The organism is Streptomyces sp. NPDC058470 (assembly GCF_042721055.1).
GTDB lineage: Bacteria > Actinomycetota > Actinomycetes > Streptomycetales > Streptomycetaceae > Streptomyces.
This window is the reverse complement of the sequence record NZ_JBHXMF010000008.1, coordinates 130,446-141,060: the sequence shown is the minus strand read 5'-3', so window position 1 is coordinate 141,060 and position 10,615 is coordinate 130,446. Positions and strand designations below refer to the sequence as shown.

9 protein-coding genes are annotated in these 10,615 nt (G+C 70.3%); 7 read left to right on the top strand and 2 right to left on the bottom strand.

The genetic code is table 11. The annotated features are described in order from the left end of the window. Window positions 1-326: 326 nt before the first annotated feature. On the bottom strand, window positions 327-866 hold the full coding sequence (def, locus tag ACFWP7_RS08570; protein WP_384378087.1) for a peptide deformylase: 540 nt from the start codon (window positions 864-866) through the stop codon (window positions 327-329). A gap of 153 nt (window positions 867-1,019) precedes the next feature. Here def and ACFWP7_RS08565 point away from each other — a divergent pair, with 153 nt between their 5' ends. The 7 genes from ACFWP7_RS08565 (at window position 1,020) to ACFWP7_RS08535 (ending at window position 9,402) form a co-directional block, all read left to right on the top strand. Further along, on the top strand, window positions 1,020-2,258 hold the full coding sequence (locus tag ACFWP7_RS08565) for a MurT ligase domain-containing protein (protein ID WP_384378084.1): 1,239 nt from the start codon (window positions 1,020-1,022) through the stop codon (window positions 2,256-2,258). 19 nt (window positions 2,259-2,277) lie between these two features. Next, complete coding sequence (locus ACFWP7_RS08560) at window positions 2,278-3,006, top strand: glutamine amidotransferase (protein ID WP_365444854.1); 729 nt, start codon at window positions 2,278-2,280, stop codon at window positions 3,004-3,006. Window positions 3,007-3,195: 189 nt separating this feature from the next. Then, window positions 3,196-4,221, top strand: coding sequence for a 6-phosphofructokinase (locus ACFWP7_RS08555; RefSeq protein WP_384378081.1), 1,026 nt, complete (start codon window positions 3,196-3,198; stop codon window positions 4,219-4,221). Between the two features lie 113 nt (window positions 4,222-4,334). After that, window positions 4,335-5,288 carry a cytochrome c oxidase assembly protein gene (locus tag ACFWP7_RS08550; protein ID WP_384378078.1) on the top strand — a complete coding sequence of 318 codons (954 nt, stop codon included), beginning with the start codon at window positions 4,335-4,337 and terminating at the stop codon, window positions 5,286-5,288. A 122-nt stretch (window positions 5,289-5,410) separates the two neighbouring features. Beyond that, window positions 5,411-6,970, top strand: a complete 1,560-nt coding sequence (locus tag ACFWP7_RS08545; protein WP_384378075.1) for a DUF6777 domain-containing protein — start codon at window positions 5,411-5,413, stop codon at window positions 6,968-6,970. 39 nt (window positions 6,971-7,009) lie between these two features. Next, window positions 7,010-9,139, top strand: a complete 2,130-nt coding sequence (locus ACFWP7_RS08540; protein ID WP_384378072.1) for a protein kinase — start codon at window positions 7,010-7,012, stop codon at window positions 9,137-9,139. 92 nt (window positions 9,140-9,231) lie between these two features. After that, window positions 9,232-9,402, top strand: coding sequence for a hypothetical protein (locus ACFWP7_RS08535; protein ID WP_365444839.1), 171 nt, complete (start codon window positions 9,232-9,234; stop codon window positions 9,400-9,402). A 3-nt stretch (window positions 9,403-9,405) separates the two neighbouring features. Here the strand turns inward: ACFWP7_RS08535 and ACFWP7_RS08530 are convergent, their stop codons facing one another. Next, window positions 9,406-10,611 carry a sensor histidine kinase gene (locus ACFWP7_RS08530; protein ID WP_384378068.1) on the bottom strand — a complete coding sequence of 402 codons (1,206 nt, stop codon included), beginning with the start codon at window positions 10,609-10,611 and terminating at the stop codon, window positions 9,406-9,408. Window positions 10,612-10,615: the final 4 nt, after the last annotated feature.

Sequence of the window (10,615 nt, the reverse complement as noted above, 5' to 3'; positions counted from 1 at the left end):
TGCGGCGCCGACCGCTTCCACCGGCAAAGACGCGGACACCTCGCCACTTCACCTGCGGGCCGCATAAGGCATTGCCGCTCCCGACTGCGGGTGCATAAGGCCGGCCGCTCCCACCTGCGAGGCCGCGCGGCGCCGACCGCTTCCAACAGCGGAGACGCGGGCAGCTCGCCACTTCACCTACGGGCCGCACAAAGCCGACCGCTTTCACCGGCAGGGCCGTGGGGGCTCGTCGCTTTCACCGGCGGGGACGCGGGCGGCGTCCCTTCAGGGGCGCGGGGAACTGCGCGGCCGGCCACGGACAGTCCGCAGCCGACCGGGGGCGACGGTCAGCGCCCCCAGGACGCCCGCGCCGCCTGCTTCATCACCCTTCGGTGGCGCCAGCCCGTGAGCCGATCCACGTACACCCCTCCGTCGAGGTGATCGCTCTCGTGCTGCAGGCACCGTGCGAACCAGCCGGTGCCGTGCACCCGCACCGGGCCACCTTCCGCCGTGAAGCCCTCGACGACGGCGTGGTCGTACCGCTCGGTCCCCGCCTCGAGACCCGGGAGCGACAGACAGCCCTCCGGCCCGCGCAGAACCACACCGTCCGCTTCAACGAGACGCGGATTCACCATATGACCGACATGACGGATGTCCTCGTCGTCGGGGCAGTCGTATACGAACACCCGCAAGGACTCGCCGACCTGGTTCGCGGCGAGGCCGACGCCCTGGGCGGCGTACATCGTCGCGAACATGTCCTCGACGAGGCGGGCGAGTTGGGGGCCGAAGTCGATGACCTCCACACACGGGGTGTGCAGGACGGGGTCGCCGAGCAGGGAGATGGGCCGGACGCGCCCTCGGGAGCCCGGGATGGAGCCGTGTCGCATGGCCGCAAGGGTACGGTCCTTGGTGGCGCGCGAATGTCGCGCGGGCACCGTCGTGGTGCCGCGATTCGGGCGTGTGAGTGGATCTCGATAGGCTGAGGGCCACACGATGCCGGGGGCAGAGGCGCGGCGCGTACGCAAGGAGGATCGGACACGATGTCAGGCAACTCGGACCCGCTGACGCCGCGGGCCAAGCTGGCCGTGACGGCCGGCAAGGCGGCAGCGGCCGTCTCGCGCGCCGCCGGACGCGGCAGCGGATCGGTGATCGGCGGCCGGGTGGCACTCAAACTCGACCCCGACCTGCTCGCACGGCTCGCCACGCACCTGGACGTCATCCTGGTGTCGGCCACCAACGGCAAGACCACCACGACCCGGCTGATCGCGGAGGCGCTGGGCGCCGCGGGCCCGGTCGTGTCCAACGCGCTGGGCGCCAACATGCCGGCGGGTATCACCTCGGCGTTGTCCGGGGGTTCGGAGGCCAAGTACGCGGTCATCGAGGTCGACGAGAAGTACCTCTCCGGCATCGCCCGCGACACCGACCCCAAGTGCATCGCGCTGCTCAACCTCTCCCGCGACCAGCTCGACCGTGCCGCCGAGACCCGGATGATGGCCGAGCACTGGCGCGAGGGCCTGGCCGGTTCCAAGGCCGTCGTGATCGCCAACGCCGACGACCCGCTGGTCGTGTGGGCCGCGTCCTCCTCGCCCAACGTGGTGTGGGTCGCCGCCGGTCAGATGTGGAAGGACGACGCCTGGTCCTGCCCGTCCTGTGGCGGTGTGATGCAGCGCCCCGGTGACGACTGGTACTGCGGCGAGTGCGGCTTCCGGCGTCCGACGCCGAGCTGGGCGCTCTCCGGCGACCACGTCCTGGACCCGCACGGCTCGGCCTGGCCGATCCACCTCCAGCTGCCGGGCCGCGCCAACAAGGCGAACGCCGCCTCCTCGGCCGCGGTGGCCGCCGTCTTCGGCGTACCGCCGCAGGTCGCCCTGGAACGCATGTACCAGGTGCAGGCGGTGGCCGGGCGCTACGACGTGGTGCAGTTCATGCAGCGCGAACTGCGTCTGCTGCTCGCGAAGAACCCCGCGGGCTGGCTGGAGACGTTCTCGCTGATCGATCCGCCGCCGACCCCGGTCATCCTCTCGGTGAACGCACGCGGCGCCGACGGCACGGACACGTCCTGGTTGTGGGACGTCGACTACACACAGCTCACCGGTCACCCGATCTTCGTTCTCGGCGACCGCAAACTGGACCTCGCCGTGCGCCTGGAGGTGGCGAACCAGCAGTTCCAGGTCTGCGAGAACCTCGACCAGGCCGTGCAGCTGGCACCGCCCGGACGCATCGAGGTCGTCGCGAACTACACCGCTTTCCAGGACCTGAGGCGTCGTGTCGGCAACTGAGCCACGAAGGACGAAGAAGATGAGTGACAACAGCCTGCGTCTCGTATGGATCTACCCGGACCTGCTGAGCACCTACGGCGACCAGGGCAACGCCCTGGTCGTGGAGCGCCGGGCCCGTCAGCGCGGCCTCGACGTGGCCCGTCTCGACGTACGCAGCGACCAGCCGATCCCCACCTCCGGCGACATCTATCTGATCGGCGGCGGCGAGGACCGGCCGCAGCGGCTCGCGGCGGAGCGGCTGCGCCGCGACGGCGGTCTGCACCGCGCGGTCGGCAACGGCGCGATCGTCTTCTCGGTGTGCGCCGGGTACCAGATCCTCGGCCACGAGTTCATCAACGACCTCGGGCAGCGCGAGCCGGGCCTCGGCCTGCTCGATGTGACGTCCGTGCGCGGCGAGGGCGAGCGCTGCGTCGGTGACGTGCTCGCGGACCTCGACCCACGGCTCGGCCTCCCTCAGCTGACCGGCTTCGAGAACCACCAGGGCGTCACCCATCTCGGCCCCACCGCGCGCCCGTTCGCGAACGTGCGGCTCGGCAAGGGCAACGGCACGGGCGACGGCACGGAGGGCGCGTACAACGACACCGTCTTCGGTACGTACATGCACGGGCCCGTCCTCGCCCGCAACCCGCTGATCGCGGACCTGCTGCTGAAGCTGGCGCTGGACGTGAACGCGCTGCCGCCGATCGACGACCGGTGGTATGAGGCGCTCCGCAACGAGCGCATCACGGCCGCGCAGCAGCCCGCCTGACCGCGGCTGGGCCGCCCGCCCGATCCCCACCGCACAGCCCGTCTGACCGGGCTTGCGCTCACGTGTGCGGGGGCGTCCAGCAGGCGGACGCCCCATACGGCCCCGCCCCCTACCGCCGGTAGGGTGGCGGGGATATTGCCGGACAACGGGGTCCGGTCTCCGGCCCACGTTGAGAAGGTATTTCGGGCGATGCGCATTGGTGTCCTCACGTCCGGCGGTGACTGCCCCGGTCTGAACGCCGTCATCCGGTCCGTCGTGCACCGCGCAGTCGTCGACCACGGCGACGAGGTCATCGGCTTCCGCGACGGCTGGAAAGGCCTCCTGGAGTGCGACTACCTCAAGCTCGACCTGGACGCGGTGAGCGGCATCCTGGCTCGCGGCGGCACCATACTCGGTTCCTCCCGGGTCCAGCCCGAGCATCTGCGTGACGGTGTGGAGCGGGCCAGGGGCCATGTCGAGGATCTCGGGCTCGACGCGATCATCCCGATCGGCGGCGAGGGCACCCTCAAGGCGGCCCGCCTCCTCTCGGACGGCGGCCTGCCGATCGTCGGCGTACCGAAGACCATCGACAACGACATCGCTGTCACGGACGTGACCTTCGGTTTCGACACGGCCGTCGGCGTCGCGACCGAGGCCCTGGACCGGCTGAAGACCACCGCCGAGTCCCACCAGCGTGTGCTGATCGTGGAGGTCATGGGCCGCCACACCGGCTGGATCGCCCTGCATTCCGGCATGGCGGCGGGCGCCCACGCCATCGTCGTACCGGAACGCCCCTTCGACATCGAGGAGTTGGCCGCCAAGATCGGCGAACGCTTCGCCGCGGGCAAGCGGTTCGCCATCGTCGTGGCCGCCGAGGGCGCGAAGCCCCGCGAGGGCTCGATGGAGTACGACGAGGGCGGCAAGGACGTCTACGGGCACGAGCGGTTCGCCGGCATCGCCCGCCAGCTCTCCCTGGAGCTGGAGGAGCGCCTCGGCAAGGAGGCCCGGCCGGTGATCCTCGGGCACGTCCAGCGGGGCGGTACCCCGACGGCGTACGACCGGGTGCTCGCCACGCGGTTCGGCTGGCACGCCGTGGAGGCCGCGCACCGCGGTGACTTCGGCAAGATGACGGCGCTGCGGGGGACCGACATCGTGATGGTGTCGCTCGCGGAGGCGGTCGAGACGCTCAAGACGGTTCCGGACGAGCGGTACGCCGAGGCCGAGTGCGTGCTCTGAGTCGTATGTGAGGGAAACAGTGGGAACTGCCCCCGGTCGCAGCGGCGACCGGGGGCAGTTCTAGTCTGGTGCGGACAGACAGCGCACAACCAGTACGAAACAGGAGCCGGCGGATGGATGACAGCGGGCACGGCATGACCATGGATCTGCCGCCGTTCACGCTGGGGCGAGGTCTGGAATGGTCGACCGACCCGTTCTTCCTTGTCGCCTGCCTGCTGGGGCTCGGCCTGTACGGCTGGGGGGTCGTACGGCTGGCGCGGCGCGGCGACAAGTGGTCGGTGGGCCGCACCATCTCCTTCGTCATCGGCGTCCTGACCGTGATGCTCGTGATGTGCACCAAGCTGAACGACTACGGCATGGTCATGTTCAGTGTGCACATGGTGCAGCACATGGTGATCAGCATGCTGTCGCCCATCCTGATCCTGCTCGGTGCGCCGATCACGCTGGCACTGCGGGCGCTGCCGGTGGCGTCGAAGCGCGGCGACAAGGGGCCCCGTGAACTGCTGTTGATGTTCCTGCACAGCCGGTTCATGCGGATCATCACGCACCCCGCCTTCACCATCCCGCTGTTCATCGCGAGTCTGTACGGGCTGTACTTCTCACCGATCTTCGACTTCCTGATGGGCTCCAAGGTGGGGCATCTCGCGATGATGTGTCACTTCCTCGCCGTCGGCCTGGTCTTCTTCTGGCCGATCATGGGCGTGGACCCGGGGCCGCACCGGCCGGGCTATCTGATGCGGATGCTGGAGCTGTTCGCGGGCATGCCGTTCCACGCGTTCTTCGGTATCGCGCTGATGATGGCGTCCGCGCCGATGGTGGAGACGTACGAGAACCCGCCGGCCTCGCTCGGTATCGACGCGCTCGCCGACCAGACCGCGGCCGGCGGCATCGCCTGGGCGTTCAGCGAGATCCCCTCCGTCCTCGTGCTGCTCGCACTGCTCTTCCAGTGGCATGCCTCCGAGAGCCGGCAGTCCCGCCGCACGGACCGGGCGGCGGACCGCGACGGCGACAAGGAACTCGAGGCATACAACGCCTATCTGGCCTCACTCAACGCACGCAGTCGCTGAATTACCTTCTTTTTTCCGCTTGCGTGAAACGGATTTCTATTCAGTAGCATGGGGGCGAAGCCTCACGCGCCGGACTCATGTCCGGCACGTGAGGTCCGGGGGAAACCGCAGGGGGAGCGGTCATGACATTTCGCGCGTCCATGCAAAGGTCGGGATTAACGGCGATCGGCAGGATCGCCTTACTGCTGGTCGCCGTGCTGATGGTCAGCGGATGCAGTAAATCCGAACAGCTGTCGGTAGTGCGGGCCATCGCCGCGGGGATTTCGCAGGCCAATCCCTTTTTCAAGGAGGACGGCCGGCTCGGCAAGGACCTGCGCCTCCCGGAGCCACGACCGAGCGGCGGCATACAGGCCAGCAACAGCCCGGGGCTGTACGGCGGCGCGACGGGCGGGGACGACGGCTCGTCGGGGCAGGATGATGACGGTGGGGCCACCGGTGAGTTCGGCGGCTCGACCAGGCCCGGCACCTGCGACGTGAAGAAGCTCAAGAACTTCCTCACCGACAGCAAGAACTCCGCGAAGGCGCAGGAATGGGCGCGGGTTCGGAATATCAGCACCGCTGAGATCCCGGGCCATATCGATCAACTCACACCTGTTGTGTTGCGCCACGACACCCTCGTGACGAATCACGAGTACAAAGGTGGCAAGGCCGTTCCCTTCGACGCTTTGTTGCAGGCGGGAATCGCGATTCTGGTCGACCGGCAGGGACTTCCCGCGGTGAAGTGCTCCTGCGGTAATCCACTTCGCCCCTACAAGGGAAACATCAAGAAGACGTCGGTGCAGTTCAGGGACGGAAACAAGAAGTGGCCCGGCTATCAGCAGGACCGCATTGTGGTCGTCAAGCCGCCGCCGGGGAACCAGAAGATCGAGCGGCTCCAGCTCGTCGACGTCCATGACCCCGATCACGGGATCAACCGCCCGATCGGTACCGAGGGCGAGGACGACAAGTCCTTCGACACCCATGCGGAATTCAGGGTTCCGGCCGTCACGCGGACGACGTTCGCGGCGGCGGCCCAGAGCCTGGCCGACCACGGGCTCGCCATGGCGTACGACGGCGACTCCCTGCCGGCCGACGACGCCCTCGTCACCGCGTCCCGGCCGACCGAGGGCAGCACGCTGGAGTGGGGCGCCGCCGTGACGCTGTTCGTGCAGACCCCACCCGAGGACAGTGGCGGCGGCCCGACCACTCCCCCGGACCCGGGCGGCGCGACCCCGGGACCGGGCGGATCGAGCCCCGTGCCTGGGAGCTCCAGGACGGGCCCTGGGGACTCCAGTACCGGTCCGGGCGAGTCCAGTACCGGTCCGGGGGCATCGAGCACCGGTCCGGGGGCATCGGGTGGCGCTCCTGATACGACGTCACCGACGCCGTCCGGTGGGGCGTCCGGCCCCTCGTCGCCGGTCGGCGGGTCGGCGTCCGGGGGCGACTCCGGGTCGCCTGGCACGTCACCACCGCCGCCCGGCTCGGGTGGCGGGACCGACTCGTCGCCCCCGGTGAGGAGTCCGACGGCGGGCCCACCTGCGCCGAGCACACCGACCAGCGAGTCGGCCGATCCCACGGAGACCGAGTCCGTCTCGACCGGCCCGACATCGACCGGCCCCACGACGAGCGACTCGACATCGACCGGCTCGACATCGACCGGGCCGACGCCAAGCAGCGCACCGGTGTCGAGCGCCCCGTCCTGACCCGCGTACCGAACCAGCGCAGAACCCGGGAGCGACCGGATGGCACAAGGATCACCGCAGTCGGGAGTGGGCCGGATCATCGCCGGCCGGTACGAGCTCATGGACCAGGTGGGCTCCGGCGGGATGGGCCATGTCTGGCTCGCCCACGACCGGCGGCTGGACTGCGAGGTCGCGCTCAAGGAGATCCGGTTCCGCTCTGCACCGGTGGCCGGCGAGGAGCACGAGTCCCGGATCGCGCGGGCCCGTGCCGAGGCGCGGCACGCGGCGGTGCTGAGGGGGCATCCGCACGTGGTGACCGTGCACGACGTACTGGAGCACGAGGGCCTGCCGTGGATCGTGATGGAGTACGTGGCGGGCGCGGAGGACCTGCGCGACTGGCTGGTCCGGCGCGGCCCACTGGCCCCCGACGAGTGCGCCCGTATCGGCCTCGCGGTCCTGGACGCGCTGACCGCCGGTCATGAGCGCGGCATCATGCACCGCGACGTCAAGCCCGCCAACATCCTGCTCGCTCCGGACCGCACGGGCATGCCGGGATCCCGGGTCCTGCTCACCGACTACGGCATCTCGGTCCAGCCGGACTCCACCGAGACCCGCTGGACGCTGACGTCCATCCTGGTCGGCACGGCCGGGTATCTGGCGCCGGAGCGTGCCACGGGCGGGCCGCCGACCGCGGCGGCCGACCTGTTCTCGCTGGGCTGCACGCTGTACTTCGGTGTGGAGGGTTTCGGTCCCTTCGACCGCGACACCGATCTCGCCACGGTCACCGCCGTCGTCCTGGAGGAGCCGCCACCGACACAGCGGGCAGGGGCCCTGCGGCCGGTCATCGAGGCGCTGCTGGCCAAGGATCCCGCACGGCGACTGTCCGCGGAGGACACGGCGGCGGCCCTGGCCCGGATCATCACGCCCGAACCCCACCCGCGCACCCAGGCCGACGGAGGATCGCAGCCGCCCTGGGCGGGGCTCGTCACATCCGACGGAACCCCGGCAGGCCTGATTCCACCGGGTCCGGCATCAGCATCACCGGGTCAGGGTTTCGGCGGCCCCTCGTCACCAGGCCACGGTTCCGGCATTCCGCCCCAGGACCAGGACCTCGCCGCACCCGGCGCCTACACGCCCACGCCCCCGCCCACGCCCACCGCCCATGGCACTCACTCCCCCACCGCCCACCCCACGTACGCCCCCACGGCCCAGGCGTCCGGCGCCCCGCCCGCGTACGGCTCACGTCCGGGCCAGGGCTTCGGCCCCCCACCCCCGGCCGGCCCGAGCGGCCCTCAGCCCGGCATCGGCTACGGCCCGCCCTGGTACGGGGGGCCGCCCGCCCCGGCGTCCGGCCCGTCGGGCAGGCGGCGCCGCAAACGCCCCCTCCTCCTGCAAGGTCTTGTGGCACTGCTCCTGGCGCTCGGCCTCGCCGCGGGCGGGGTCTGGTACGCCATGGCGAACAGGACCGTGAAGCCGTACGGCGCCACGGTCGGACTCTCCGAGCCGCTGCGGAAGGGCGACTGCGTCCGGGGCGATCCGCCTCCCTCCGAGGCGGCCGGTGTCCCGCCCCTCACGCTCGATCCGAGCTGCAAGGACATGGTCCCGGACGGGCAGGTGATGGGGCTGTACAAGGCATCCTCTTACGAGGAGGCGAGCAGTCGGGGAGCGGCGCGGTGCGCGGAGCTGACGAAGGAGACCGCGGGGAGACTCGCGTGGCACGTGCGGAGCCTGGCGGTGGTGCCGACGCGTGAGGGGTTCGACTCCGCCGACGGCAATGTCGCCTGTCTGCTGGTCGGGAAACACGGCCCGGTGTACGGCCCGCTCGGCGCGCTCCGTCCGTACGGGATGACCTTCGAGGACGCGACCCAGATACAGCGCGGGGATTGTCTCGGTCATGTGGACGGGGACGCGCGCGCGAGCACGCACTACGACCTGCTCGCCTGCGACAGGGAGCACACGGGGAAGGCCGTGCAGATCACTCACCTCAAGACCGCCCCGACCGGGCAGAACGCCGACGCTGCTGCGGACACACAGTGCGCGAAGGACGCCCGGCCGGAGGAATTCGGCTATCCCTCCGCCACCTACTTCAGTCATGGCCTGCGCAGCACAGGACTGTGGGGCAAGAAGTACTACCTGGTGGTCTGCGCCGTCGAGCGTCGGGACAAGACCCTGATGCACGGGGGCGAGTAGGCCGCCCGGCCCTGGCGAATCGCGCCCTGTCGGGGGAAAATGGGCCAAGGCCACGGCATGCGCCGCGGACCCGCCCGAAGGAGGGTGCTCAGATGCCCGGTTCGACGCCTGGTTCGACGAAGGCAATGGGGGTGTTGACCGTGGGCGGGCTCGTCGTGGTGACGGCCTACACGGTGGCGCTCGGCAGCAACGGCTGGCTGTGGTTCGGCTGGGTCGTACTCGGCCTGATCACGCTGGGCATGGTGGCCGCGCGCAGCGCCTGACGCTCACTGACGTGGCAGTCGCGCGGCCGAATGCACGCCCGGCTGGTATTTCGGCAGCCGGGCGGTGATCTTCATGCCCGCTCCCACCGCGGTCTCGATGACGAGGCCGTAGTCGTCCCCGTACACCTGGCGCAGCCGGTCGTCCACGTTGGACAGCCCGATGCCGCCCGAGGGGCTGACCTCTCCGGCGAGGATGCGGCGCAGCCGGTCGGGGTCCATTCCGGTGCCGTTGTCCTCGATGACGACCAGTGCCTCGGCTCCCGCGTCCTGTGCGGTGATGCTGATGTGGCTCTTGTCGGTCTTGCCCTCCAGGCCGTGCTTGACGGCGTTCTCCACGAGGGGCTGGAGGCAGAGGAAGGGCAGCGCGACCGGCAGCACCTCGGGCGCGATCTGCAGTGTGACGGACAGACGCTCCCCGAAGCGGGCCCTGACAAGGGCCAAGTAGTGGTCGATGGCGTGCAGTTCGTCGGCGAGGGTGGTGAAGTCGCCGTGCCTGCGGAACGAGTAACGGGTGAAGTCGGCGAATTCCAGGAGCAGTTCGCGGGCGCGCTCGGGGTCGGTGCGGACGAAGGAGGCGATCACCGCCAGCGAGTTGAAGATGAAGTGCGGGGATATCTGGGCACGAAGTGCCTTGATCTCGGCCTCGATCAGGCGGGTGCGGGACTGGTCGAGGTCGGCGAGTTCCAGTTGCACCGAGACCCAGCGGGCGACCTCGCCCGCGGCTCGTACGAGGACGGCGGACTCGCGGGGTGCGCAGGCGACGAGCGCGCCGTGCACCCGGTCGTCGACGGTGAGGGGGGCCACGACGGCCCAGCGCAGCGGGCAGTCGGGTTCGAAGCAGTCGAGCCGGAATGCCTCGCCGCGGCCGGTCTCCAGTGCTCCTGCGAGCCGCGCCATGACCTCGGTTCGGTGGTGCTCCCCCACGCCGTCCCAGGCGAGAACGGTCTCCTGGTCGGTCAGGCACAGCGCGTCGGTGCCGAGGAGGGTGCGCAGGCGTCGGGCGGACCGGCCCGCCGTCTCCTCGGTGAGGCCCGCGCGGAGCGGGGGCGCGGCGAGCGAGGCGGTGTGCAGGGTCTGGAAGGTGGCGTGCTCGACGGGGGTACCGAGTCCGCCGAGGCTCTCGGGCCGCGCGGTCCGCCTGCCGAGCCAGAACCCGGCGGCGAGCAGCGGGAGTACGGCGACACAGAGCCCCGCGACGAAGCCGCTCATGCCG

Coding starts and splice junctions, on each gene's coding strand:
- ACFWP7_RS08530 (WP_384378068.1), bottom strand. CDS start 10,611: ATGAGCGGCTTCGTCGCGGGGCTCTGTGTCGCCGTACTCCCGCTGCTC.
- ACFWP7_RS08565 (WP_384378084.1), top strand. CDS start 1,020: ATGTCAGGCAACTCGGACCCGCTGACGCCGCGGGCCAAGCTGGCCGTG.
- ACFWP7_RS08560 (WP_365444854.1), top strand. CDS start 2,278: ATGAGTGACAACAGCCTGCGTCTCGTATGGATCTACCCGGACCTGCTG.
- def (WP_384378087.1), bottom strand. CDS start 866: ATGCGACACGGCTCCATCCCGGGCTCCCGAGGGCGCGTCCGGCCCATC.
- ACFWP7_RS08540 (WP_384378072.1), top strand. CDS start 7,010: ATGGCACAAGGATCACCGCAGTCGGGAGTGGGCCGGATCATCGCCGGC.
- ACFWP7_RS08535 (WP_365444839.1), top strand. CDS start 9,232: ATGCCCGGTTCGACGCCTGGTTCGACGAAGGCAATGGGGGTGTTGACC.
- ACFWP7_RS08550 (WP_384378078.1), top strand. CDS start 4,335: ATGGATGACAGCGGGCACGGCATGACCATGGATCTGCCGCCGTTCACG.
- ACFWP7_RS08545 (WP_384378075.1), top strand. CDS start 5,411: ATGACATTTCGCGCGTCCATGCAAAGGTCGGGATTAACGGCGATCGGC.
- ACFWP7_RS08555 (WP_384378081.1), top strand. CDS start 3,196: ATGCGCATTGGTGTCCTCACGTCCGGCGGTGACTGCCCCGGTCTGAAC.